Source organism: Psychrobacter sp. AntiMn-1, from assembly GCF_001854065.1.
Lineage (GTDB): Bacteria > Pseudomonadota > Gammaproteobacteria > Pseudomonadales > Moraxellaceae > Psychrobacter > Psychrobacter pacificensis.
Genome location: NZ_CP012969.1, coordinates 1,483,744 through 1,509,488 on the forward strand (window position 1 = coordinate 1,483,744; position 25,745 = coordinate 1,509,488).

The 25,745-nt window shown below is 43.6% G+C and carries 20 protein-coding genes; 13 read left to right on the plus strand and 7 right to left on the minus strand.

Going from position 1 to position 25,745, the window contains the following annotated elements; translation table 11 throughout:
- Window positions 1-263: 263 nt before the first annotated feature.
- Together AOT82_RS06240 and AOT82_RS06245 are read left to right on the plus strand one after the other, a co-directional pair.
- On the plus strand, window positions 264-800 hold the full coding sequence (locus AOT82_RS06240; RefSeq protein ID WP_071003681.1) for a hypothetical protein: 537 nt from the start codon (window positions 264-266) through the stop codon (window positions 798-800).
- A 267-nt stretch (window positions 801-1,067) separates the two neighbouring features.
- Window positions 1,068-1,418, plus strand: coding sequence for a hypothetical protein (locus tag AOT82_RS06245; protein ID WP_071002267.1), 351 nt, complete (start codon window positions 1,068-1,070; stop codon window positions 1,416-1,418).
- Between the two features lie 115 nt (window positions 1,419-1,533).
- On the opposite strand, the gene hemH is transcribed toward AOT82_RS06245, so the two are convergent.
- On the minus strand, window positions 1,534-2,553 hold the full coding sequence (gene hemH / locus AOT82_RS06250) for a ferrochelatase (protein ID WP_058025767.1): 1,020 nt from the start codon (window positions 2,551-2,553) through the stop codon (window positions 1,534-1,536).
- A gap of 443 nt (window positions 2,554-2,996) precedes the next feature.
- Between hemH and metX the strand changes: the two genes are divergently transcribed.
- From metX to AOT82_RS06265, 3 genes are all read left to right on the plus strand, one after another.
- Complete coding sequence (metX, locus tag AOT82_RS06255; protein WP_071003682.1) at window positions 2,997-4,349, plus strand: homoserine O-acetyltransferase MetX; 1,353 nt, start codon at window positions 2,997-2,999, stop codon at window positions 4,347-4,349.
- A complete protein-coding gene (gene metW / locus AOT82_RS06260; protein WP_058025768.1) occupies window positions 4,346-4,963 on the plus strand; it encodes a methionine biosynthesis protein MetW in 618 nt (205 codons plus the stop codon). Before metX ends, metW begins: the two co-directional genes overlap by 4 nt.
- A gap of 400 nt (window positions 4,964-5,363) precedes the next feature.
- Window positions 5,364-5,945, plus strand: a complete 582-nt coding sequence (locus AOT82_RS06265; protein ID WP_071002268.1) for a tetratricopeptide repeat protein — start codon at window positions 5,364-5,366, stop codon at window positions 5,943-5,945.
- 94 nt (window positions 5,946-6,039) lie between these two features.
- Here AOT82_RS06265 and AOT82_RS06270 read toward each other — a convergent pair whose 3' ends face one another.
- The gene (locus AOT82_RS06270) at window positions 6,040-9,258 is read right to left on the minus strand and encodes an Eco57I restriction-modification methylase domain-containing protein (protein ID WP_071002269.1); all 3,219 of its coding nucleotides are present in this window, start codon (window positions 9,256-9,258) and stop codon (window positions 6,040-6,042) included.
- Window positions 9,259-9,551: 293 nt separating this feature from the next.
- Between AOT82_RS06270 and trhO the strand changes: the two genes are divergently transcribed.
- On the plus strand, window positions 9,552-10,625 hold the full coding sequence (gene trhO, locus AOT82_RS06275; protein ID WP_083328874.1) for an oxygen-dependent tRNA uridine(34) hydroxylase TrhO: 1,074 nt from the start codon (window positions 9,552-9,554) through the stop codon (window positions 10,623-10,625).
- A gap of 146 nt (window positions 10,626-10,771) precedes the next feature.
- Here trhO and serA read toward each other — a convergent pair whose 3' ends face one another.
- On the minus strand, window positions 10,772-11,998 hold the full coding sequence (gene serA, locus AOT82_RS06280) for a phosphoglycerate dehydrogenase (RefSeq protein ID WP_071002270.1): 1,227 nt from the start codon (window positions 11,996-11,998) through the stop codon (window positions 10,772-10,774).
- A gap of 335 nt (window positions 11,999-12,333) precedes the next feature.
- On the opposite strand from serA, the gene AOT82_RS06290 reads away from it, so the two are divergent.
- Window positions 12,334-13,776, plus strand: coding sequence for an FAD-binding oxidoreductase (locus AOT82_RS06290; protein WP_071002272.1), 1,443 nt, complete (start codon window positions 12,334-12,336; stop codon window positions 13,774-13,776).
- Between the two features lie 96 nt (window positions 13,777-13,872).
- Here the strand turns inward: AOT82_RS06290 and AOT82_RS06295 are convergent, their stop codons facing one another.
- Window positions 13,873-14,502: a BLUF domain-containing protein gene (locus AOT82_RS06295; protein ID WP_071002273.1), complete on the minus strand. Its 630-nt coding sequence runs from the start codon at window positions 14,500-14,502 to the stop codon at window positions 13,873-13,875.
- Window positions 14,503-15,036: 534 nt separating this feature from the next.
- Here AOT82_RS06295 and AOT82_RS06300 point away from each other — a divergent pair.
- The 4 genes from AOT82_RS06300 to lspA all read left to right on the plus strand — a co-directional run bounded on the left by AOT82_RS06300 (window position 15,037) and on the right by lspA (window position 21,296).
- Window positions 15,037-16,674, plus strand: coding sequence for a carbon-nitrogen hydrolase family protein (locus AOT82_RS06300; RefSeq protein WP_071002274.1), 1,638 nt, complete (start codon window positions 15,037-15,039; stop codon window positions 16,672-16,674).
- A gap of 107 nt (window positions 16,675-16,781) precedes the next feature.
- Window positions 16,782-17,339: a protein disulfide oxidoreductase gene (locus AOT82_RS06305; RefSeq protein ID WP_071002275.1), complete on the plus strand. Its 558-nt coding sequence runs from the start codon at window positions 16,782-16,784 to the stop codon at window positions 17,337-17,339.
- Window positions 17,340-17,791: 452 nt separating this feature from the next.
- Window positions 17,792-20,653 carry an isoleucine--tRNA ligase gene (ileS, locus tag AOT82_RS06310; protein WP_071002276.1) on the plus strand — a complete coding sequence of 954 codons (2,862 nt, stop codon included), beginning with the start codon at window positions 17,792-17,794 and terminating at the stop codon, window positions 20,651-20,653.
- A complete protein-coding gene (gene lspA / locus AOT82_RS06315; protein ID WP_083328875.1) occupies window positions 20,646-21,296 on the plus strand; it encodes a signal peptidase II in 651 nt (216 codons plus the stop codon). Before ileS ends, lspA begins: the two co-directional genes overlap by 8 nt.
- A 129-nt stretch (window positions 21,297-21,425) precedes the next feature.
- On the opposite strand, the gene AOT82_RS06320 is transcribed toward lspA, so the two are convergent.
- Together AOT82_RS06320 and AOT82_RS06325 are read right to left on the minus strand one after the other, a co-directional pair.
- Window positions 21,426-22,238 (minus strand): hypothetical protein, encoded by an 813-nt coding sequence (locus tag AOT82_RS06320; protein WP_227517193.1) that lies wholly within the window; start codon window positions 22,236-22,238, stop codon window positions 21,426-21,428.
- Between the two features lie 20 nt (window positions 22,239-22,258).
- Complete coding sequence (locus AOT82_RS06325) at window positions 22,259-22,927, minus strand: DUF1294 domain-containing protein (protein WP_227517194.1); 669 nt, start codon at window positions 22,925-22,927, stop codon at window positions 22,259-22,261.
- 161 nt (window positions 22,928-23,088) lie between these two features.
- On the opposite strand from AOT82_RS06325, the gene AOT82_RS06330 reads away from it, so the two are divergent.
- Both AOT82_RS06330 and AOT82_RS06335 read left to right on the plus strand, forming a co-directional pair.
- Complete coding sequence (locus AOT82_RS06330) at window positions 23,089-23,586, plus strand: FKBP-type peptidyl-prolyl cis-trans isomerase (RefSeq protein WP_071002277.1); 498 nt, start codon at window positions 23,089-23,091, stop codon at window positions 23,584-23,586.
- A 47-nt stretch (window positions 23,587-23,633) separates the two neighbouring features.
- A complete protein-coding gene (locus AOT82_RS06335) occupies window positions 23,634-24,674 on the plus strand; it encodes an aldo/keto reductase (protein WP_071002278.1) in 1,041 nt (346 codons plus the stop codon).
- A gap of 135 nt (window positions 24,675-24,809) precedes the next feature.
- On the opposite strand, the gene AOT82_RS06340 is transcribed toward AOT82_RS06335, so the two are convergent.
- Entirely contained in the window at window positions 24,810-25,610 is an 801-nt protein-coding gene (locus AOT82_RS06340; protein ID WP_071002279.1) for a lysophospholipid acyltransferase family protein, read from the minus strand.
- Window positions 25,611-25,745 lie beyond the last annotated feature (135 nt).

Consider the following 25,745-nt stretch of genomic DNA (forward strand, 5'->3'; position numbering starts at 1 on the left):
ATTGATTTGGTCAACTTAGAACGCTAGCGAGCTTAAAGATATTATGGGTTATGATGGGTTTTGAAACCCACTGTATCATCTATATAAACAACCACTTATGACTACTTGGTTATATTCTATGACGTTATTATTACCATATTGGGTTATAATAGCGTCATAGTAGATTATGCATATTTCGTTAGATGTTTTTTGGTTTAGAGTGAGCCTACGGGCTCACTTTTTTGTTTTTGACACATTTTTTTGATACGCAGGAGCCAGTTATTTTGAGTTCAGATGGCATTATTGAAATTCCTGGTATGATCTTGCTATTTGTCTGTTTACTGCGTTGCACACAGTACATGATAAAAAGTCATATCAAACACATTCAGGCCTTTTGGTTGGCAGCCGCACTTGTATTTTTTACCGTCATTCGTCGCGAGCTAAACTATCTACCAGATTTGTTGGTTCCGAGCGATTTCTCGTTTTTAAATCACTCTTATGATTGGTGGGAAGACAGTGTGCTGACCGTTATCTATCTCGTCGCGCTTGGCCTATTAGCTTATTCGAGGCACTACCTATGGGCAGTATTAAAGAATGTGCCGGTCTCGCTCTACCTCATCGTTACCGCGCTGGCAATCATTCAATATATGGGCGAGAACGCCATTATGTTCCCGCCTACATTTGGTGAAGTTGTCGAAGAGTTGGCTGAGACTGTCATCTATGGTATTGCCTTGACGTATTTATGGCGATTCAAACTGGCTGATTATGAATCATGTCTTGTGCAGAAATTAAACTATGAGCTCAAGCATGTCAATCATTAGTACAATCATTATCATGCTCTCTCTATACTGACATCATAAGAAAACTATAAACGACCTTATAATGACAAGCGGCTGCTCCATATGAGTGGCCGTTTTGCATTTTGGCAATCGCCTTACATTTTTTGAACATCCTGTCACACCTTACTACTAGTGAAAATCCCGATAACCGTACAAACTTATGGACAGATTATCAATGTCGCTATAAGCAGCGCTTTTATAAGCCCTTATAATGACTTTACTGCTAATAATTACAACAAGGAATGACTTATGGAAAACACAAAGAATCCACTACCAGAAGAGATGGATCATATCGATGGCAATCGCCGCGACAATAATGACAGCACCGATAACCAAGACAATCAGTTGGTCGATTTAGACAATCCGATGCTGCACACTATCGACAATGATGATGTGATTGATAATAGTGCAGGGTTTGATAATTCAGAAGTCGGTAGTGCTGCTACGCAAGGATTAACACCTATGCATCGTCAAAACCTTGATGAGTCGCGTGTGGATGAGATTTTGGTGCAAGACAATCTTGATGATAATGATTATCCAGATACAATGGATATTGCTGATAGAGATGCCGCAGAACGCAGCAATGACGATGATTTTTAGAAATTAGCACCGCGGCTAATATAGCCCTTTAGAGCGAAAAAGCACGCTTAATATCGTTAAGCGTGCTTTTTTATGACTTATCATTTAACTAACAGTAATAGATATTTTCAGCCGATTAAACCCATCCATCAAGTGTGCCAGCCCAGCCTTTTACAAGAGGCAAGCTCAACGCTTCGAGCAATTCAATGTGTGTCTCATCGAGGTTTAGCGCAGGGATATAGTGATACTCTTGCCCGCCTGCCTCCAAAAAATTATCGCGGTTTTCAATGGCCAACTCCTCTAGCGTCTCAAGACAATCCGCTGAGAATGCAGGGCTAATCACTTGTACTGAGCGCACACCAGATTTGCCCCAATCTTCTAATACCACATCAGTATACGGCTTTACCCACTCTTGCTTACCAAAGCGCGACTGGAAGCTGATGATCCATTCATCGTCTTTTAAACCAAGTGCATGTGCCACTTGCGCAGCGGTACATTTGCAACGCTTAGGATAGGGGTCGCCTTTATCTGCATAAGGCTGCGGAATGCCGTGAAAGCTGAACATTAACTTCTCAGGCTTACCATGTTTCTCTTGGAAACGGCGGATAGAATTGGCTAGCGCCTGAATGTATAGCGGATGGGCAAAGTAGTCTTTAACAATGGTATAGTTTGGCAAGTTGCGCTGCTTAAGTGTCCATTTTGTCAGCGCATCATATACCGCGCCACCTGAAGAGGCTGAGTACTGCGGGAACAAAGGCAGAATGACAAAGTGATCCACGCCTTCTGCGCGCAGTGCATCCATCACATCAGGCAATCCAGGATTACCATAGCTCATCGCAGGATGCACAGAGACGCGAAATGGCGCCACGCTATTGGCCAAACGCGGCTCTAATAGCTCAACTTGGCTTTTTAATATCTTACGAATCGGTGAATCCCCTTCCCAAATGCTCGCGTAAGCCTTTGCCACGCGCTTAGGACGACTTGGCAGGACAAACAAATTTAAGATAATGGCCCACAAAAACTTGGGAATCTCGATCACTCGCGGATCTGACAAAAACTGTTTGAGATAACGTCGTACGGCAGGTGCCGTCGGCTCATCTGGCGTACCAAGGTTGACTAACAGGACAGCAATACGTGGAGGCAATTCAGGTTTCATAGCAGCACTATTTATCAGCAGTAAGTTATTAGAAGTCGTGTCATCATAAAGGTACCAGATTGCTCATACACCTTTGTGCAAACACCGCATTAGTGTAGCATTTTATCCATGAATCACGCATGGCAAAAGCGCACTTGTACAATTTGCTACGCAGTCGCCAGCCTTCTATCATTTACCCTTTATTATTTAACGCGATAAAACGGCGTTTAAAAGACCTGCTCGGCGGTTGTACTCCTACGCGCATCACCATACAATAGGCAAGCCCAGTTTATAAAAATGGTGTAAGTAAAGTAGCCCATTAAAATTTTGCCATTTTACTTTTATTTTATTGATGATTGTTGTCTTGCGAGGTAGCTTTGAACGCACGCTCTGATAATACCAGTGACCAGTCCCCTAATTCTCAAACTCACGTAAACAGCTCAGCCAATACTGCTGCTGGATCTGTGGGTGTGGTTACGCCACAGAAATTCCATTTTGCCGAGCCATTGACCTTGGAATGTAACCGTACTCTGCCCTCGTTTGACTTGATGGTAGAGACTTACGGCACGCTCAATAGCGATAAATCAAATGCGATTTTGATTTGTCATGCGTTATCGGGTAACCATCACGCGGCAGGGTTTCATAGCGTTGATGACAAAAAAGCGGGCTGGTGGGACAATATGATTGGTCCGAACAAAGCCATCGATACCAATCGCTTTTATGTGGTGTGCGTCAACAATATCGGTAGCTGTTTTGGCTCAACAGGGCCAACAACTATTAATCCCGATAGCATTAGTTCGGATGACAGTATCGATTCAAGCGATAGCAGTGCAAATAACAGTAATGAGCCACAAGTCTATGGCCCTGACTTTCCGCTCATCACGATTAAAGACTGGGTAAAAACCCAAGCCATGCTCTCAGATCGTCTGGGCATTGACGTATGGCATGCTATCGTTGGCGGCTCGATGGGCGGTATGCAAGCGCTGCAATGGTCTGTCGATTATCCAGACAGGCTAAAACGCTGTGTGGTGATTGCGAGTACACCGAAGCTATCTGCGCAAAATATTGCTTTTAACGAAGTCGCACGCCAATCGATATTGTCCGATCCTGATTTTAAGGATGGACGCTACATACAAGCTGGTACCTACCCTCGTCGCGGCCTGATCTTGGCACGGATGGTCGGTCATATTACCTATTTGACTGATGACGCGATGAAAGCCAAGTTTGGTCGTGACTTAAAATCTGGCAAGTTTATGTACGGCTACGATGTCGAGTTTCAGGTTGAGAGCTATCTGCGCTATCAAGGTGAGCGCTTTAGTGAAAACTTTGATGCCAATACTTATCTGCTCATGACCAAGGCATTAGATTATTTCGACCCGACACGTGACTACTCATCAGCGGTAGCAAAAGACAATACAGAGTCGGCCGTCCCATTAGAAAACTCTATCGCGGCGTCAGTCGAGTCTAGCAAAGCCAGTGCGCAGAATGAGTTAGAAGATGCGGTAGCGACGATTGAAGACATTGAGTCTGATCGACAGCAAGAGCTTTCTGCGCTCAAAGCGGCATTCGCCCATACACAATGCCAGTACTTGGTTGTGTCATTCACCACCGATTGGCGCTTTGCCCCAGAACGCTCGCAAGAAATTGTCGATGCGCTGATGGCTACTGGCAAACCTGTTAGCTATATTAATATTGATGCGCCGCATGGCCATGACTCTTTTTTATTTGATATTCCTCGCTACATGGGTGCTGTTAGAGGATTTTTGACAGCGCCATTTATTAACCCTAGCCGCCCAGCCACAGGAGAGCGCTCATGAGAATGGATCACCAACTGGCAGAGCGCTGGATCGCACCGCAAGCACATGTACTTGATTTGGGCTGCGGTAATGGCGAGCTGCTCGCGCACTTACAGCAGAAGTTAGGCGTCACTGGATACGGGCTTGAGATTGATGAGGACAAAATCAACGAAGCCATTGGCAACGGCTTATCGATTGTTGAGCAAGACCTAAACGATGGCTTGGCACGCTTTGCCGATAACAGCTTTGATACCGTGGTTATGGCACGCGCGCTACAAGCGGTAAAAGCGCCTGATGTGCTGCTGCTCGATATGCTACGCGTCGCCCGAGAGGCGATCATCACATTCCCTAACTTTGCCCATTGGCAAAACCGTCTTCATTTAGGGCTTAAAGGGATGATGCCGGTGTCTGAGGCACTGCCTTATGAATGGTACAACACCCCCAATATTCATCTATGTACGTTTAAAGACTTTGAGCAACTATGTGCGCAGCATGATATTCATATCGTTAATCGCTTTGCGGTAAGCGACTCTGATAAAGGTCATTCCCCACTGATGACGGCATTAATTAGACAGGCACCCAATCTACTCGCAGATGTCGCTATCTATCGAGTGACAAAGAAAAAAACGAAGTAATGTCAGATATTTAATTTTTGCTCAAAAGGATAAAATGACCGTTATTGCTGAACCTTTTATCTTAGCAAATTGTTAACTAATGATTGTCTTATAGTAACTCTATGATTTTACTGAGGACAATCAGGTACAAGCAGCTATTAAATCTTGTAATTAGTATTTGAGTTTCGTAAGTTTGGGTGTTAAGCTAGCAAAATGTTGTCAGTTATCCCACTATTACGACCGTTTGTCTAATTAGTTGGGTTAAATCGATGATACAAAATTAAAAACTCTATTGCTGATGATTAGGTAATTCATATCGCAAGATATCACCTAATTATTATCGCCGTCTAACTGTCTTTAGCGAGACGATGTTTAGCGGTACAATTTTCTTGCGTATTAACTGCCTAATTTTGGAGCTGCTATGAAATTATTAAAAGCCGCATTGTTTACTGCCTTATTTTCTTGTGCTGGTTTGGCCAATGCTGAGTTAATATCAAACGTACCGCTTGATACTTCACGCTTTGAGCTGATGCCTGTGAGCGAGCTGTCTAACCGTGCTGCCCAAGGTAACGATCATGCTCAGTTTTATCTAGCCAAGCGTTTGCAAAAAGGCGAAGGTATCGCTCAAAACACCCAGCAAGCTATCCAGTGGTACACCAAAGCCGCTCAACAAGGCGTTGCTCCTGCTCAGTTAAACCTTGCTATTATGTATTTACGCGGTGAAGGCGTACAACCTAACTTGCAGCAAGCGCGTCTTTGGCTAGAGAAAGCCGCGATGCGTGGCGACAACCGTGCCAGCTATACACTTGCATTGTTAGATGAAAAACAAAAAAATCTGGTAGATGCCTATAAATGGTATGACTTGGCTGCCCGTGATGGCATGCTCGACGAAAAAGTCCGTAACAAGGCGCGCGGCAAGATTGGACAGTTGGCATTGAACTTATCAAGCTCAGACATCGCCAATGCACGCAACCAAGCGGATCGCTGGTTCCAGAGTAAGTAAACTCTAAACGAACCTCAAAAAAGATTAAGTTGATAATAAGAAATCCAGCCTTTGAGCTGGATTTTTTGTGTTTGGATTATAATCGATAGTTAAACTAACTGGCTTCGATAATGGCAATCTCATCATCCGTTAAGTCGTAAAGCTTATAGACCATTTGATCTATCTCACGGTCGGTACGTTTAATATCTGCCATCAATTGCTTAGCTTTAGTTTGCTCAGCCAAGAAATATTCTTCCCACTCGGCTTCATCGCTCAAGCTCATTTTTATTTTCTTTTTACCTAGCTCTTTGATGAAATCTGCGTAAGTTAGCTCATGCCAGCTTTCTAGTTTTTTACTCAGCTTATCGATATCAAATTTACGCTGCAAGGTACGAATAAACTTACCAGTTGAGTCCTGCAACTGCTCATTTAGCGATAGCATTAGATCTACTTTTTCAACAAAATCTTTAGCATTATTAGGTAATTTAGGTAAAGGAAAAGGATATAAATAATTTGTTTTAAAAGTAAAGTACCCCCCACGTAAAACATAGCCAGTATTAGATAGAAAAAACCATAATATTTTTGAATTCAAAACTGAGAGATAAAACTTATAGGCCAAATCTGACGGCTTATCTAATATAAAAGAATAACACTTAGTATTATGATACATAGACCCAACATCAAAACTCATATTACAGCCCAAAGATATCTCTGGAGTAATAATTTTAGACTGTTCCACCTCGTTTATACCTTGCTTTCTACCAAATAAATACCATTGATTTGGTTCATTAAAGCGACCTTTTTCACGTCCTCTTAACTCTGCTTCATTGGCTTTGAGATATTTATAGCCCAAAGGAAAATTTTGGGCTATTTCATTTTCAGTCATTGGTTTTGCTTTACCGTCAGAATCAATACTATAAGGAAATAAGACAAAGTTTTCATTTATTAGAGAATTATATCTTGAGACGTCTTGCCCTTTTAACATAGGTTTCATAAGACCCGTTTCAATTTCAACCTCACAGCCTAAGGATTTTGAGTAACCTTTAACGACATCTCCTTCAATACAACCATCAATTAAATAAATTTTATCAGCACTGGTTTGTAATCCAACAAATATTTTGGAAAATACATCTTTTGCGGTTAAGGGTTGTTTATGCAATTTTTCAAAAAGTTTGATTTCAGTGTTGGATAACAAGTTCCATTTATCATGGGTCAATTCGTCATAAGACAAACTCGTCCATTCAAAGGGTTCTTGGATCTTTTGAGGATTCATAAAGTTAAATTGCAAGTCGGTTTTCGGCTTTTTATCTAAAGTTAAAATACAAGTATAAGTGGTCACTTCAAAGACTAGATGTTCCTCAAAATGCAATAAACTTGCAACAAGCTTATTCTCTGCCAATAATTTACGAACGCCCTCTCCAAATTCAGAAATAAGGAACTTATGCGGTAAAATAAGTGAAACTTGTCCAGTCTTTTTAATCAAATCTAAAGAGCGTTCAATAAATAAAACATAAATATCATAATTCCCCATTGCAGATTCAAATTGCTTTTCATAATAGCTAACCATTTCAGGATAAGCACTTTGAAGTCCTTGAATGCGTAAATAAGGCGGATTACCAATCACCACATCGAAACCACCTTTTGCAAAAACTTTTGGGAACGCCGTTTGCCAATTAAAGGCTTTATCGCCTGCGACTGCTGGATCATCAATTAACGAATTACCACATTGGATATTGTCATTGAGATTATTGAGCTTACGTCGTGGCTGCGCTGTCCGTAACCACAGCGACAGCTTGGCAATCTCGACACTTTCTTCATTAATATCGACACCGAACAAGTTGTTTTCTAAAATACTGTTTTCTATATCAGGATAAGCCAGACCGCTACCGAATAGTTTGGTCTCTAGCTCGACGATATATTCATGCTCAGCGATTAAGAAGTTTAGCGCCTCATTTAAGAACGCTCCACTACCACAAGCGGGATCGCATATCGTGATTTCTAGTAGCCAATCGCGATAAGCGTGCAGACGCTCTAGGGCTTGCGTCTCTATAGCGAGTTGTTTGGCTGATTTTTTCTTTTTGGTGCCGTCTTTATTGATTGTAACGTCTTGCTGATAGTCCTCATCGTTGATTGCAAGCTCAGACTTCTTATCTTCGCACAGCTTACCGACTGTATTTTCAACGATATATTTAGTGATATATTTGGGCGTATAAAACACCCCATCTTTTTTGCGTTTGGTCTGCGACTTATCGACCGCCTCACCTGCCAGCTGTGCCTTTACCTCATCAAGCTCTGATAATGAGTTTTCAAAGATATGACCTAAGATGTTGACGTCTACCTCACTATCAAAGTCATATTCTGACAATGTAAGAATATGGCTGCGTAGTATTTCATCACTGATAATAACGCTATCGAGCAAGCTATCTGTGCGAAACAGTCCGCCGTTGTAGGCGAATATCTCGCTATAATCGTCTTTATAGCCCGTATCCAAAAAGGTAAAGTACTGCTTTATTTGATCGTATAGTGGGTCATTTTTTTTAAGTTTCTTGAGCTGCTGCCAATCATCGATGATTCCCTTTGCAAAGTTGGCAGGGAGCAGATGACTATCTTCCGCGAAGAAAATAAATAGTAATCTATCGAGTAGTTTTTGTGACTTTTGAAATAATATTAACGCATCGATATCCGGGTTGTTAGCAGTCAAGTCGGCGAATAACTCGCGCTTAAACACTGAGTAATCTTTATAGAGCTGCTTGGTGATCGCTTCTTCTTGTGATAGTGATTCAGACTTAATTTTAGCAGGTAAATCTGCGAGCATGCTTGTCTGACGCAATAGCAAGTAGAGTAATGCAAATCTATCTTGACTCATTGTGAATAAGTCAAACTCTTCATACTCAACTGCATTATCGATATAAAGCCGTAGCTTTTGAAAGTTAGAAGTGATTACGTAGCGACATTTGGGCTGGTTATTCTTGTAACCGAATGCTTGCGCCTCGATTTTACTCATGTCGGTCGTATTCATGCCTTTGAGTTCAATGACGCCTATAGCATAACCATCCTTAAGTATTGCCCCATCGGCCTTCTTACTGCTCGTCTTATTTTTAAACTCAGTAGTAAGGTTATAATTGGGATTAGGGTTAAGCGTATAGCCGAATATATCAACGAATAAATCACGCAAAAAGCCCTCTTGATACTGTTCTTCTTTACTGAGACGTATATTGTCCTGTTTGGTTATATCTAAGAAGCAATTAGCATAACGCTTCCATGCTACTTCTAGCTGAGTGCTATCAAGCTCACGGACATATTTTTCGATTACGATAGATTGGAACAGAGACATATGAACGCCTTTACAATGGAAGAGAAAAAACTGAATGGTGAGCAAACGTCTACTATAGCAAGCTATACTCATGGGATAAATGATTGAAGGCTATTATCTATTAAATAAGACTACTTAATGAGTCATACCTATATTTAAAGACACTAGCAGTTATTAAATCATTCAAAACCCTGCCAAAATTTGCTACACTACGCGCGCATTCATCAATCCCACAATTTTGTTAATGCTTTAAACTAAAAAGATACTTCAAACCCAACGCACTAGGTTTGCGACCTAGCCAGCAGGAGAAACACATGAGCACCACTCAAGATAGTAATATCAAAGAAACCGTGATAACTGACAATCAATCAGCCCCCACCTACGACAGTGAAACCAACAATATCGTTGTTGCCGCACTTTATAAATTCACACGCTTTACTGACTTTGAGCAGTATCGCGAGCCGATTTTGAATACCATGCTAGATAACGATGTCAAAGGCACTTTATTGCTGGCAAGCGAAGGCATTAACGGTACGATTTCTGGTACGCGTCAGGGTATCGATACCATCCTTGACTACCTACGCAATATCGAAGCGATTGGTACTTTTACCTTTAAAGAGTCTTATACCGATGCGCAGCCGTTTTATCGCACTAAGGTAAAGCTAAAAAAAGAAATCGTCACCATGGGCGTAGAAAACATCGACCCACTACAATCGGTCGGTCGCTATGTAAAGCCTAGCGAATGGAATGCACTGATCTCAGATCCTGAAGTGACTCTCATCGATACACGTAACGATTATGAAGTGCAAATCGGTACGTTCCAAAATGCCGTCAATCCAAACACTGAAACCTTCCGCGAGTTTCCAGAATACGTATCAAAAGAGCTCGATCCAGCCAAGCATAAAAAAGTCGCCATGTTTTGTACAGGTGGTATCCGCTGCGAGAAGTCAACTGCCTATTTGCGAGAGCAAGGGTTTGAAGAGGTCTACCATTTAGAAGGTGGTATTCTAAAATACCTAGAAGAAATCCCAGCCAGTGACTCTATGTGGCAAGGTGATTGCTTTGTCTTTGACAACCGTGTATCGGTCAATCACAACTTAGAAAAAGGTAATTATGAGCAGTGTTTTGCCTGCCGTATGCCCATCACTAGCGATGACATGCAGAGCCCTGCTTATGTAAAAGGTGAATCATGCCCTCATTGCATCGACAAAGCGACCGATGAGCAAAAAGCTAGATTCCGTGAGCGCGAGCACCAAATGCAACTGGCCAAAAAACGCGGTGAAGCCCATATTGGTAGTGACGTGATAGATGTCATAGAAAAACGCAAAGCGGCCAAGATTGAAGCACGTCTGCAAGCAGAAGCGGTAAACAACGCTAAAGCCAATTAAACCTAGCATTAGTACAATAAAACAGAAGTAAAAAAAAGAGAGGCTCTAATCAATAGAGCTTCTCTTTTTTTGTGATACATCTTCAATGCGTATCAAAACTATTAGCACTGATATAGTTAATCCAATTTAAAAGCAGATTGATTATATTAGAATAAGATACGTACGCGGATAGTCTCTTCTACATCTTTTAATTGATCGAGTGCAGCAGTCGAATCGTTGTAGTCAACGTCCATGACTAGATAACCGACATCGCCTTCTGTCATCAGGCTCTGTGCTAGGATGTTAATCCCTGCTTCAGCAAACAGACGGTTGATCTGAGACAGTACGCCTGGTACGTTTCTATGAATGTGTAGCAGACGATGCGAGTTTTCTTTGAACGGAATAGAAACTTCTGGGAAGTTCACCGCCGTCGCCGTATCACCTTGGTCAGAGTATCTGACAAACTTATCAGCGACTTCAAGGCCGATATTAGCTTGCGCTTCTTGCGTTGACCCACCGATATGCGGCGTCAAAATCACATTATCAAACTTACGTAGTGGTGATTCAAACTCTTCGTCAGCTGATTTTGGCTCTTTTGGGAACACATCGATAGCCGCGCCCAAAATTTTACCAGACTCAAGCGCATCCGCCAGATCATCAATCTCAACACACGTACCGCGAGCCGCATTGATAAAGTAGCTGCCTTCTTTCATCTGAGCGAACTGCTCAGCTTTCATCATATAGCGCGTGCTTGGCACATCAGGCACATGCAACGTCACGATATCAGCCATTGATAGTAACTCTTCTAGGCTACCAACTTGTACCGCATTACCTAGTGGCAATTTGGTCACAGCATCATGATAGATGACTTTCATGCCAAAGCTTTCTGCGAGCACAGACAACTGCGAGCCGATAGAACCATAACCGACGATACCGATAGTCTTGCCGCGCACTTCATGTGAGTTAGTCGCAGACTTACCCCAGCCGCCGCGATGTACGGTTGCGTTCTTTTCAGGAATACCGCGATACAGCATAATCGCTTCAGCCAATACCAGCTCAGCTACCGAACGGGTGTTCGAGAATGGCGCGTTAAAGACAGGAATACCTAAGTCACGAGCGGCATCTAGATCGACTTGGTTGGTACCAATACAAAAGCACCCAATGCCGATAAGTTTGTTTGCATGCTCAAGTACATCGCGCGTCAATTGAGTACGCGAACGAATACCGATAAAGTGAGCATCTTTGATCTTTTCGATCAGCTCTTCTTTGTCTAACGCGTGACTGATATTCTCGATGTTGTGATAACCAGCACCCTCCAATACTTTTAGGGCATTGTCATGTAGACCTTCAAGCAATAAAAACCGGATTTTGTCTTTTTGTAGTGATAACGCCATATGAGAACTGTCCTATATTTGTTTTATAAGATTATCTGTCGGATAATCTGTGATGGATGAAACGAAAACAGTCCAGATATCTTACACAAAATTTGACGCCGATGTTAGCAGATTAGATGAATTATTGATTATCAAGCCTGAAAAATTTTTATGCTATAGTGAATCATTCGGTTTGAAATCAAACAAACCACTTTTTATTATTTGTCTCATTTTTTATTTAGAAACTATCACCCACTTATTGCCATCACGAGCCGACTCCTCGCTGAATTTATAGTCATTTCGCTATATAATAAACAGTCCCAACATCGTGCTTACGCTAATATTGAGATTTGACCATGACGCTAACTACCGAACAGTCCACCTCCCAAGCCCATACCAACGCTGTGCAAACGATCCTAAGCTCACTGACTGACACCCATCAATTCGACCCCAGCCAAATAAAGACCGACGCAGAGAGCTTAGAGCACTGGGGCAAAGACTGGACCAAACACTTCGCCCCCGCCGCCGCCGCCATCGTCTTTCCGAAGACCACCGAACAAGTCCAAGCCATTGTCCTACTGGCTAATGAACACAACGTCGTCCTCACCCCTAGTGGTGGTCGTACCGGACTCTCAGCAGGCGCGGTTGCTGCCAATGGCGAGATCGTCGTCAGCATGGATAAAATGAACCAGATTGGACAGTTCTATCCAGCTGACCGCATGGTCGAGATTGAAGCAGGCGTTGTCACCGAACAGCTACAACAGTTCGCCGAATCAAAAGATCTCTACTATCCTGTCGACTTTGCCTCAGCAGGCTCTAGTCAAATGGGTGGTAACATCGGTACCAATGCGGGCGGCATCAAAGTCATCCGCTATGGCATGACCCGTCAATGGATCATGGGACTAACGGTCGTTACGGGTAAAGGGGATATCTTGCACCTCAACCGCGGTATGGTCAAAAACGCCACGGGTTACGACTTGCGTCAACTGTTTATCGGGGCTGAGGGAACCTTAGGTCTTGTCACTCACGCGCAAATCAAACTTGAGCGTCAGCCACAAGACTTAAATGTCATGGTTCTGGGTATGGACAGCTTTAGTGACGTCATGAATGTGCTCTCTGCCTTTCAAGCCCAGATTGATTTGACTGCCTTTGAATTCTTTGATGATGTAGCGGTTGATAAGCTCATGGCACATGGTCAAGTACAAGAGCCGTTTGAATCACGTACCAAGTTTTATACCTTATTAGAGTTTGAAGCCCCCTATGAGCCAATCATGGAAAAAGCCATGGCCATCTTTGAGCAGTGCATGGAAGAGGGCTGGGTGGTTGATGGGGTGATGAGTCAAAATCTCACACAGGCTGAAGAGCTGTGGAAGCTGCGCGAGTACATCTCAGAGACGATCTCAGCCTTTACCCCTTATAAGAACGACGTGTCGGTACTCATCAGCTATGTACCGGAGTTTATCGCTGAGATTGATGCGATTGTCAGTAGCAATTATCCTGACTTTGAGGTGTGCTGGTTTGGTCATATCGGTGATGGTAATTTGCATTTGAATATCTTAAAGCCTGAGAACATGAGTAAGGATGATTTCTTTGCCGAGTGTCAAATTGTCAATAAATACGTGTTTGAGACGGTACAAAAATATGGTGGGTCGGTCTCGGCTGAGCATGGGGTGGGTATGACGAAGAAGCCGTATTTGCAATACAGCCGCAGTGAGACGGAGATCGATTACTTGCGAGAGGTCAAGAAAGTTTTTGACCCTAATAATATTATGAATCGTGGTAAGATTTTTGATATGTGATTGGTAGGCTAACGATTTATCTCAAAAAAAAGACGCTAACCCATAGGCTAGCGTCTTTTTTTATTCATCAGATCATCGTTTGTAAAGGTACATGGTTTACCAGTACAGCAACATCAACCCCACTACCAGCAAGATACTAAGAAACCCTTGGACAATCAAAAAAGCTTGATGCGGTGCCGCCATATGGCGGAACATATTGCCTAGCGCATTATAAGTAATGCCCGCTGCTTTGATATGTGGCTGGGTGTCGAAATTTTTGATAATTTGCAAAAATTGCTCAGTACGATCAGGTGACCAACCGTGCGGCGCAAATGGTAGAAATAGTGACAACTGCGCTGCTTGCTCTTTGGTTGCAGGCGACCATAGCCAGCGCTCCAAAAACAGCAGACGCATGCGCCAGTCTGAGAAGCTGCGATGATTAATCTCTTGTAGTAAAAGCACTTCGATATTTTTGTGACGACTATCAGCAAAGATACGTTCTTGTAGCGCAAAGACATGTCTTTTTTCGCCTTCGATGCACTGCAAAAACTGACCATTGCCATAACATAATGTACCAGTAATACCATGCTGCTCATTATAATCGCGAGCATGGGCCTCTATATCCTCAAATATAGAGGTATTTAGGCGTGACGCAATGGTCAACGTACTGACATAGACCAATTGAACCAGTGCTGATTCTTGTATTGCATCCCATTGCTTGATTCTATTACTACGAGTTAAGGGCATAATAAAATAATCCTAAAAGCCGATAATGCCGGCCAAATGAAACAAGCAAGACGATACTATGCCTGAAGTAGATAAAGCTGCAGACTCACAAAAACGTAGCAAATAGTTACTACGTGAGACTATTATTACTTATATAGCTTGCTATCATAGCAAGCAAAATGAATGATACTGATAGATATTACTTAGATTTTATATTTAGATAATAAATAGCAAAACAGTCGCCGTTGTAAAGGCATTGGACAACCCTGTATTTCGTTATTAACAATCCAATAAAAAACCAAGTGATAGGGCAGGCAATGATTACTAAGGTTTATTCCTCTATATCAGTCAGAATAAACCTCAAATACACTGAGCAACATGGCATAAAATATTGCTATAACCCATTGTAAATAGGGTAATAATTATTGTAAAGGCTATATCTGACTACTGGAATATTCTTATTGGTTTTTTTTCATAAAAATTGACAAAATCGAGTGCTTAGGATCATTGCATTACGCATACTCAAATTTAGTAGAGATTTAATATAGGAATATCATGAGTAAAATCGAAAAAACAGATGACTTTCATCTCACGATCGCTGAGATCAAGAAAAAAGACTACCCCCAGTTAAAAGCCTTGATGGATCGCGTCTACGTCAACCTAGGCGGCGCGTGGTCAAAAAACACCATTCATACGCTCATAGACGCCTTTCCTGAAGGGCAGATTGCGCTGTTTGACCATGATCAATTAATTGGTATTGTACTGTCCATGCGTGTTGATTATGCCAAATTTTCTAACCCGCATACCTATGATGATTTGATCGGGCAAAAAGAAATCATTAGAGACAATCCTGAAGGCGATGCCATCTATGGTCTAGACGCATTGATTGACCCTGATTATCGTGGCTACCGTCTCGGTCGCCGTCTCTATGACGCACGCAAAGAGCTGTGCCGTCAGCTCAACTTCCGCGCGATTTTAGCGGGTGGCCGCATTCCTAACTACCATAACCACCAAGACTTAAGCCCAGGCGAATATATTGACGCTGTTGAGAGCCGCGAAATTCACGACCCTGCATTGTCTTTTCAGTTATCAAACGGGTTTATCGTCAAGCGTATCTTGACCGCTTACCTACCAGATGACAAACAGTCGAAAGGCTTTGCCACCTTGCTTGAGTGGTCAAATATCTATTATGAGCCAAAAGATTATAAGCCCAATACGCGTAAATCTGAGGTGCGTATCGGTGGTATTCAGTGGCAGATGCGTGAGGTCGAGTCGCCAGAAGAACTGCTCCAGCAAGTGGAGTTCTTTGTCGATGTGATGGCCGATTATAACTCTGACTTTGCTTGTTTGCCTGAGTTCTTTAATGCGCCGCTGATGGGCTTGTGCGAGTCTACTGACCAAAACATCGCCATTCGCTTTTTGGCCGATTACACCGAATGGTTTAAAAATGAAATTTCGCATTTGGCCGTCAGTTACAACGTCAATGTCATTACAGGCTCTATGCCTTTATTAGACGAAGACGATACTTTGTACAATGTCAGCTATCTGTGCCGCCGTGATGGTACGGTTGAAGAGCAACGCAAAATTCATATCACCCCGCATGAGCGTAGCGCGTGGGTCATTGAAGGTGGCGATAAAGTACAGGTCTTTGACACCGATGCGGGGCGTATTGGTATTTTGATCTGTTATGACGTTGAGTTCCCTGAACTTGCACGCCTGTTAGCACTTGATGATATGGATATTTTGTTCGTGCCTTTCTGGACAGATACCAAAAACGGCTATTTGCGTGTACGCCATTGTGCTCAAGCACGTGCCATTGAAAACGAATGCTATGTCATGATCTGCGGCTCGGTAGGTAACTTACCACAAGTCGAAAGCTTGGATATTCAGTACGCACAGTCGTCTATCTTCTCACCGTCAGATTTTGCATTCCCACATGATGCCATCATGGCAGAGACCACGCCCAATACCGAGATGATTTTCTTCTCTGATGTCAACTTAGATAAGCTGACTCACGTTCGTCACGAAGGCTCAGTGCACAACCTGATTGACCGCCGTGATGACTTATTTAGTTTAAAATGGAAGAAAAAGTCCAAAGTATCGGCCAGTAAATTAAGCGATGCCGAACGCCGCGAAAACTCAGGCAGTGTGCTTACTGGTGATCCATTGCAGAATCGTGCGCAAAAGCCATAATAACGTATCTGCTATAACTCCCCACTGACTTTTTAATCCAATAAACGGCTGCATCATCAGCCGTTTATTTTTATCTATCAACACATAAAAGTATAAAAGCAGCCCCTATGACGACTGATATTGGCATCAACAAAACCCTCGAAAAACCGAAAAAAACACCCAAACAGCGCATCCTGTCTGTGCTTAAGACAGCACTGCTCTATGGGGTGATATTTTTGGTGATTTATAGTGTGGTCAACTGGTGGCGACAGCCTGTCATGCCAGCCGATCCGCAATTGCAATTAATGGACTATCAAGGGCAACCGGTGGATTTGGCCGATCTGAGTCGCCAGCAGCCAACACTGATATATTTTTGGGGGACATGGTGCTCGGTCTGTAGCGTCACATCGCCAACGATAAATAGGCTAGCAGCGACAAACGATCATGCTGTCATCACTATCGCTGTGCAGTCAGGCTCAAATCAAGAGCTACGCAGCTACCTCGATCAGCATCAGTTTGACTTCACCACCATAAACGACCAAGAAGGTGATATCTTTGCGGATTGGCAAGGACAAGTCACACCATCCTATGTGGTATTAGAGAATGGCAAGATGACACAAGGGCTAACAGGTATTCAGCCACTATGGTCGTTAAAACTGCGCTTATGGTTAGCATCGGTTTTTTAGCGGCTGAACCTGACTTTATTTTTTAATAAATTATCTTGCGAAGAGGTCATCGTTATACTTTAATCAACGACATGCAACGTAGATAAACAGTTGATATTGGTCAAAATGAGGATGAAATTGCTCAGCTCTTTTTACCCTACTCTTTTTGTCATATAATAGCTGCCGATCTAAATATTTTTTTGAATTATTTTTACTAGCATATTTTATGTTGCAATCGTCTCGTTACCATTTATTATTGACGTAACTATTTGCGGACTAATGAGCAACAATGGGTATTTATTGACATGGCGGTTGATAAACCGACTATGATGAGCAATATACCTACTATTATTAGTAATTAAGTATTATCGACACAGCATTAACCTCAGCACTATATTGAAATACGTTGAACATCGAGCCTTGTAGCCGGTTTTAACCGACACACAAACCTACCTTTTAAAAAGATACCTTCTATGACTGATAAAAGCACTGACACACCAAGCCAAGATTACAAAGACACGCTGAACCTTGCGGATACGCCATTTGCGATGCGCGCAAACCTTGCCAAGCGCGAGCCAGATTGGTTAGCTGCTTGGGAAGCAGATGACGTGTACGGTAAAATTCGTCAGGCGCGTGCTGGTGCGACTAAGTATATTTTGCACGATGGCCCTCCATACGCCAACGGTCAGATTCACTTGGGTCACGCGGTCAACAAAGTACTAAAAGACATTATTGTCAAATCAAAAACCTTATCAGGATTTGATGCGCCTTATGTCCCTGGTTGGGATTGTCATGGTCTGCCAATCGAACAAAAAGTCGAAGCCAAAGTCGGCAAAGTCGGTCAAAAAGTGTCTGCTACCGAATTCCGTGGTCTATGCCGCGAATACGCCAACACTCAGATTGAACTACAAAAGGCAGATTTCAAGCGTCTAGGCGTATTCGGTGATTGGGACAATCCTTATCTGACTATGAACTTTGCGCAGGAAGCCAACATCGTGCGCGCGCTTGCCAAAATCTATGACAATGGTCATGTGACTCGTGGTATGAAGCCAGTCAACTGGTGCTTGGACTGTAGCTCAGCTCTCGCGGAAGCTGAAGTAGAGTATCAAGACAAAGTCTCTGACGCGATCTATGTCAGCTTTGATGTACTTGGCACGGATAAAGTGACCGCATTGGCAGGTATCGCAGACAACATCGCTGCGGTTATCTGGACGACCACGCCGTGGACACTGCCTGCTAACCAAGCCATCTCAGTCCATCCTGAGCATAACTATAGCGTGGTTGCGACCAAAAAAGGCAACCTGCTACTAGCAGCTGATCTTATTGAAACTGCGCTAAGTGAACTCAAACTTGAGAATAAAGGCGTCCTCGCGACCGTATCAGGCAGTGAGCTTGAAGGATTGAGCGCTCAGCATCCATTGATTGAAGACCGCCAAGTGCCGCTCATCTTGGGCGATCATGTGACCACCGATAGTGGTACTGGTTTGGTACATACTGCACCCGGTCATGGTCTCGACGATTATATCGTTGGTCTAAAATACAACTTACCAGTGGAAAACCCAGTGAGCGGTACGGGCGTTTATCTAGATAGCGCGGCAGTATTTGCAGGCGAGCACATATATAAAGCCAATCCAAAAATCATCGCTGCCCTACATGACAATGGCCATCTAATCAGCCATACCAAAATTGAACACAGCTATCCACATTGCTGGCGTCACAAGTCACCGATTATTTTCCGTGCGACCCCGCAGTGGTTTATCAATATGGAAACCCAAGGTCTACGTGCTCGCGCCCTTGCTGATATTCCATCGGTCAACTGGACACCTGCATGGGGGCAGAATAGAATCGAAGCGATGATGAATGGTCGCCCTGACTGGTGTATCTCACGTCAGCGTACGTGGGGCGTGCCGATTACGTTCTTTACGCACAAAGAAACAGGCGAGCTGCATCCAAATACGCTTGAGCTGATGGAAACTGCGGCGCAAAAAATCGCTGAGGGCGGTGTTGAAGCGTGGTTTGACGCCAGCTGCGAGGACTTCTTAGGTAGCGAAGCGGCTGATTATGACAAAGCAACGGACACATTGGACGTGTGGTTTGACTCAGGCACGACGCATTTCGCCGTACTTGAGCAACGCGATGAATTGACCAACCCAGCTGACATGTATTTAGAAGGTTCTGATCAACATCGCGGCTGGTTCCAAACGTCATTACTGACGTCAGAGGCCATGTATGAGCGCCCACCGTTTAAGCAAGTACTGACCCATGGTTTTGTGGTCGATGAAAACGGTCGTAAGATGAGTAAGTCATTGGGTAATATCATCACGCCGCAAGAAGAGATCAACAAAACGGGCGCGGACATGTTGCGTCTGTGGATTGCGTCTAGCGACTATCGTTATGAGATGAGCGCAGGTAAGACGGTGTTTAAAGGCGCGATCGATATGTATCGCCGTATTCGTAACACCTTGCGCTTCTTACTGGCCAATACTGATGACTTCAATCCTGCAACCGACAGTGTACCGATGGACGAGCTGGTCAGTCTTGATAAATTCATCATTGAGCGCGCGCAAACCGTACAAGCGCAAATCATCAGTGCCTATGATGCAATGGACTTTCACCAAGTCACCCAGCACGTGACCGCGTTTTGCTCGCAGGACTTGGGCAGTTTTTATTTAGACATCATCAAAGACCGTCAGTACACCACCCAAAAAGACGGTCAGCCGCGCCGCTCTGCCCAGACGGCAATCTACCATATTGCTCATGCGCTGATTCGCTGGATCACACCGATCTTATCATTCACGGCGCAAGAAGCGTGGGAAGTGCTGAACCAACGTGAGGCTGATAAAGGCGGCTACGTGTTTACCCAAGAGTGGTACGAGTTCCCAGCGTTTGAGCTAAGTGCTATCAGCAATGATGACTGGCAGCGTATTATGTTTGCCAAAGACATGGTAAACAAGCACATCGAAACCGCACGTGGTGAAAAAATTATCAATGCCAACTTATCTGCCGATGTGAGCCTATACGCTGACGGTGCCATGTATGAAAGTCTAGCCAAGCTTGATGAAGAGCTTCGTTTTGTACTCATCACTAGCAACGCAGAACTAAAGCCAATGAGCGAAGCACCTACTGATAGCATCTTACAGGTAGATGAAGCAACCGAAACGAATACAGAAGAGGCTGTAGATCTAGTGGTACAAGTTAGCGCTGCCACTGGTACTAAATGCGTACGTTGCTGGCACATCCGTGATGATATCGGCACAGATAGCGCCCATCCTGAGCTATGCGGTCGCTGCGTGACCAATGTCAGTGGTGACGGCGAGGTACGTCATTATGCCTAACCCAACGGATTCATCTGAAAGCCCGCATGACTCGCAGGTTGAGGTTGATCATTCGCCTAAGCCTGCTCATGCGACCACAGGTAGCTCAACCACGCCTAGAGGCCGCCTGACCAAATCAACAAAGAAGGCACCAAAACTGGTGGCCAATGGCAGTCGCGCTTTTATGTGGTATGGGCTGGCATTGGTTATCATTATCATCGATCAATGGACCAAATGGCTGGCAGAAACCAAGCTGACCTTTCATGATCCAGTGCCCGTGATTGAGCCATTTCTCAACTGGACACTTGCTTATAATTACGGCGCAGCATTTAGCTTTTTGGCAGATGCTGGCGGTTGGCAGAAGTGGTTTTTTTCAGGACTGGCATTACTCATGTCACTGTTTCTGATCATCTATTTACTCAAAGCACCTCGCAAAGCCACGCTACTCTCGCTTGGACTTGCCATGGTACTAGGCGGTGCGCTTGGTAATTTGATCGACCGCTTACTACATGGTCATGTGATTGACTTTATCCATGTGCACTATGCTGATGTTTGGCATTATCCGATTTTTAATATTGCAGATATTGGGATTTCTCTCGGTGTTGTACTGATTGTCATCGATATGCTGTTTTTGGAAAAGAAGCGTGAAATGCCACGATCATAACCGTCTATAGCTAAAGATATTAATTTAATTGATAAATAAAAAAGGTGGGTTACGCAGTCGTGACCCACCTTTTTTTGTCTATTTTTGACGATTGAATATATATGTTAATTTGACCTATCTGCACAATCTCTATTCATGCACCCACAACCCCTGCTCACCGACAAAGTAAGTATGAGTATCTGCTACCTCAATGTTATATACCGTCATAGTAAGAGGACCTTCGCCCTCTACCCAATCTATAGTATCAGGATCTTTCCATTCACCTTGACGAAAACCAAAGAACTTAGCATGTTCACGTTTATCTTTAGGTGTTTGTTCTAATAGGCGTTGCTCCCATTCTGAGTCAGCTTGCCACAATTTATTTATCCATGTTGGTGCTGGATCCGTATAAAGTTCATACCTTCCTGTTAATAAATTAACGTATGATCCTTTGAGTTCGCCTGTTTCATCACCAAAGCTTACCTGATAAGCATATCCTTTTTTATTTGCATGATACATAGGTATTATGCCTTCATATCTATAGTCATACCCACCTCCACTATCAGTTGTAAAATAAGTATTATCCTTAGTCACTAAGATATCTTGAGCATTCAATTTATCTGCTCTCACCCAACCTCTGTTTTGTGTCCAAAAGGGATGATCTGCTGTCATTAATAGAGGTTCAGGCAATATCTGTTGTTTCTTTAACTTACGTCTTAGATTAACTCTATCTGCCAAATTCAATTGTGGATTTACATAAGTATTAAAATACATCATGAAAATTGATGCATCATTAGTTGTCGTCCGAGTTATCCTCTTGTAAACCAGATCACCCAAACCATCAGCTGCCTTAGACAACACTTTATCGCCAATTTTTAGTTGTTCTATTGGTGCTAAACCTTTTTCAGTATGTACTAAGGTGCCACCAACGAAGCCTGACGTATTCATAATCACGTTATCCATATGTGTGTCTTAGTTCTCATTTATAGCAACGCTGATAATACATCAGTTAAAGCCCCTAACCCACCACCTGCCAATAAAAACAGCAACCCTGCCATATTAATGACAACGGTCAAATAATAAGTCACTCGAAACTCAGGCTTTTGTGATTTGTGCCGCAGATACGTCTGAGCCAATAACGCCCCTACCCAACCGCCAAGCGCACTCAGCACGTGTAATGTAAACTCAGGTGTACGCCAGTCGCCACTTTGAGCAGCAGCTTTGTCTTTGGCATACATGGCGTAAGTGATCACGCCCAACGCTGCGTACCAAACCACCACCAGCCAGCTTAGTTTACCTGTCGCTGCTAATAGAGCTAAAACACCATAAAAAGCCAGTCCAAGAAACGAGCGTTTCTTTTGTTCTGCTTCAAACTCTGCTTGCTGACTGCGTTTTTGGTTGCGCTGACGGATTTGCTGATTTTTTTGTGCCATTTTTTGTTGTACAAAGTGCAACTCTTGTACTTCTGTTGCCCGCAAGCGCCCTTGATCGTCTTGTCCGATACTAAAGACGACTTGCTCGCCAACATTGGGACGGCGCTTTGCTCTAAACTCACTCACGTGAAAGAAGATTGAATCCCCTGCTTCGGTTTCGATAAAGCCAAACCCTTTATCGTCCTGCCATTTTTTGACAGTGCCTTGTTGTTTATTCACCACCGACACCTCATATCTTTTAGAATTGCCAATTATAGTACCTCATCTACGTTACATTATTGACGCTTACATCTGGCCTTAGATGGCTTATTATTTCTTACACTATAATACGGCATCCAGATTCCTTATTCTTTTATTCCAGCAACCGATGGCTTTTTATTATGACTCAATCTCAATTTATTAATCCAAATGAAGACACGCGCATCACCTTTGGTAGCCTTGTTAGCCTACACTTTGAAGTATCACTAGAAAACGGCACGGTCATTGACTCAACGTTTAGTCGTGATGCGCCCGTCTCTTTGACTATCGGCGATGAAAGCTTGTTGCCAGGGTTTGAGCAGGTACTTATGAATCTACGCGCAGGCGACACGCGCACAGCTCACCTTGAGCCAGAGCAAGCATTTGGTGACTGGAATCCTGAAAACATCCAACATTTTAGCCGTACTCAATTTGCGCTCGTCGCTGACAATCCAGAAGTCGGTATGATGGTTGAATTCGAAGACAAAGGCAAAAATACCTTGCCCGGTACGATCAGCGCCATTGATGATGACCAAGTCGAAGTGGACTTCAATCATCCGCTGGCTGGGCAAGACGTATTATTTAAAGTAAAAATCTTTAAGGTCACACCACCTGGCGTCACTGGTATACAACTTATGTAGTTGTCCAAACGCACAATCCACAATAAAAAACGAGAAAGGACAATCGAATGCAATATACAACGTTACCGCAATTCGATGAAAAAGTATCTAAGATCTGTCTAGGTACGATGACTTGGGGACAGCAAAACACCAAGGCTGAGGCACACGCCCAGATGGATATGGCACTGAGTGAAGGCGTCAACTTTTGGGATACAGCAGAGATGTATCCATCACCACCAGATAAAGACAGACAAGGTGATACCGAACGATTCATGGGTACTTGGTTTGATAAAACCAAACAGCGTGACAAAGTCATCCTTGCCAGCAAAATATCACCAATGGATTTTTTGCGTGATGGTCAAACACGCTTTAACGCGCAGCATATCAGCAGCGCTATTGACGGCAATCTTGAGCGCTTGCAAACCGATTATATCGATATTTATCAGCTGCATTGGCCTGAACGTCAAGCGAACTTTTTTGGTCAGCGCGGCTATACAGAGGACATGGCAGCACAGTCATTAGATGACTTAACGCCATTTTTAGAGACCATTCAAGCATTAAATGATGAAATCAAAAAAGGTCGCATTCGTGCTTATGGTTTATCAAACGATACGGCATGGGGACTCATGCGCTATCTATGGGAAGCGGACAAAAATGGCTTGATCGCGCCTATCACGGTGCAAAACCCATATAGCCTATTAAACCGTTTATACGAAGTTGGTATGGCTGAGATTGCCCATCGCGAAAACGTGGGGCTACTTGCTTACTCGCCACTTGGTTTTGGCGTATTGTCTGGTAAATATCTCGATGGCAAGCGTCCAGATGGCGCACGCTTGACGATGTATGATCGCTATGCCCGTTATACCAATGAGCAAGCGGTATCAGCGACCGAGCAATATGCAAAGATCGCCGCTGATGCTGGGTTGGACATGGCGCAAATGTCATTGGCTTTTGTCAATTCACGTCACTTTGTCACCAGCAATATCATTGGCGCGACGACAACCGAACAGCTCAAATCAAACATTGATAGTGTCAATGTGGAGCTAACAGCAGATGTATTGGAAGCGATTGAAGCGGTACACGCGCAGCATCCCAATCCATCCCCTTAGTTCGATCTAGATCAGCGGTCTATAAATTGCTACACCTGCATTTATTATAGACACAAAAAAGGCGCAAATCGCAGTCATATATATAACTCGCGATTTGCGCCTTTTTATTAACTAAGCTAGTTTAGCTATAAATAATCAATCTTCAACGGGTACACGAAGTACTCGTGAATGCAGTTCTGCCAACCCTTCTTGCATACGTGCTTGCAACAAATTGGTCAGCTCGCTTTTGGTACAGCCTTTTGGATCTATCGGTGCCAATGGCAATACATACGCGGTGACATCTTTGCTATCGAGCACTTTTTTCATGCTGTCGGTCATTGTCATCTTGCCATAGTATGGCAGCGCGTCGCTAAGCGTGCCATCTTTATCGACATAAGCGATAACAATGGGTCTGATAGGCACATCAGCATCTATCGCTGACTGGAGCAATGTCCCATGAATACGCTTGATTTTTTTGCCACTGGTGGTGGTCGCCTCAGGGAAGAAAATCACCGAAAAACCTTTGGCTAAGAAATCAGCTATTTGCGATGACACTGAGCCTGCATCACCGGAGCCACGCTCGATGAAAAGCGTGCCTGCCGCATGCGCGAGCTTGCCAAACACAGGCCACTCACCAATCTCAGCTTTGGATAAAAAAAACGCTGGACTCACGGTACCAACGACAGGAATATCCATCCATGACACATGGTTTGACACCCACAAGCCGTGATGCTGCTCTACAGGTTCCACCTCAACGACCTTGACCCCAAATGAGCCTGCCATCTTGCGACAAAACGTTTGGATGTAGCGTGGTAGTTTTTCGCGTGGTGGCTGCTTAAATGCCCCAATGCGTTGAGCGGCACGCATACCACCAGCGATGGTGGTGGTCATGCCAGCAATTTGCTTACCGCGTCCCAACTGTCGTCTGAGTGAAAAGCTTGATTTAGCTTGGCTCATCTTCGCCCTCATGATTAAATAATGGGTGTTTAATAGTCAAAAAAACGAGCCCAGTATAACAAAGTTCATACGCTCAGTGATAGGGTGTCCATTCAGTGGCTGCTCACTTTTATACAAACGCGCAATAAAGCAGAT

Excerpts from the sequence above, each read along its gene's own strand:
- AOT82_RS06245 (WP_071002267.1), top strand. The coding sequence starts at position 1,068 with ATGGAAAACACAAAGAATCCACTACCAGAAGAGATGGATCATATCGAT.
- AOT82_RS06295 (WP_071002273.1), bottom strand. The coding sequence starts at position 14,502 with ATGCCCTTAACTCGTAGTAATAGAATCAAGCAATGGGATGCAATACAA.
- AOT82_RS06335 (WP_071002278.1), top strand. The coding sequence starts at position 23,634 with ATGCAATATACAACGTTACCGCAATTCGATGAAAAAGTATCTAAGATC.
- AOT82_RS06300 (WP_071002274.1), top strand. The coding sequence starts at position 15,037 with ATGAGTAAAATCGAAAAAACAGATGACTTTCATCTCACGATCGCTGAG.
- AOT82_RS06305 (WP_071002275.1), top strand. The coding sequence starts at position 16,782 with ATGACGACTGATATTGGCATCAACAAAACCCTCGAAAAACCGAAAAAA.
- metW (WP_058025768.1), top strand. The coding sequence starts at position 4,346 with ATGAGAATGGATCACCAACTGGCAGAGCGCTGGATCGCACCGCAAGCA.
- trhO (WP_083328874.1), top strand. The coding sequence starts at position 9,552 with ATGAGCACCACTCAAGATAGTAATATCAAAGAAACCGTGATAACTGAC.
- AOT82_RS06320 (WP_227517193.1), bottom strand. The coding sequence starts at position 22,238 with ATGGATAACGTGATTATGAATACGTCAGGCTTCGTTGGTGGCACCTTA.
- serA (WP_071002270.1), bottom strand. The coding sequence starts at position 11,998 with ATGGCGTTATCACTACAAAAAGACAAAATCCGGTTTTTATTGCTTGAA.
- lspA (WP_083328875.1), top strand. The coding sequence starts at position 20,646 with ATGCCTAACCCAACGGATTCATCTGAAAGCCCGCATGACTCGCAGGTT.
- AOT82_RS06270 (WP_071002269.1), bottom strand. The coding sequence starts at position 9,258 with ATGTCTCTGTTCCAATCTATCGTAATCGAAAAATATGTCCGTGAGCTT.
- hemH (WP_058025767.1), bottom strand. The coding sequence starts at position 2,553 with ATGAAACCTGAATTGCCTCCACGTATTGCTGTCCTGTTAGTCAACCTT.
- AOT82_RS06330 (WP_071002277.1), top strand. The coding sequence starts at position 23,089 with ATGACTCAATCTCAATTTATTAATCCAAATGAAGACACGCGCATCACC.
- ileS (WP_071002276.1), top strand. The coding sequence starts at position 17,792 with ATGACTGATAAAAGCACTGACACACCAAGCCAAGATTACAAAGACACG.
- AOT82_RS06340 (WP_071002279.1), bottom strand. The coding sequence starts at position 25,610 with ATGAGCCAAGCTAAATCAAGCTTTTCACTCAGACGACAGTTGGGACGC.
- AOT82_RS06265 (WP_071002268.1), top strand. The coding sequence starts at position 5,364 with ATGAAATTATTAAAAGCCGCATTGTTTACTGCCTTATTTTCTTGTGCT.
- AOT82_RS06290 (WP_071002272.1), top strand. The coding sequence starts at position 12,334 with ATGACGCTAACTACCGAACAGTCCACCTCCCAAGCCCATACCAACGCT.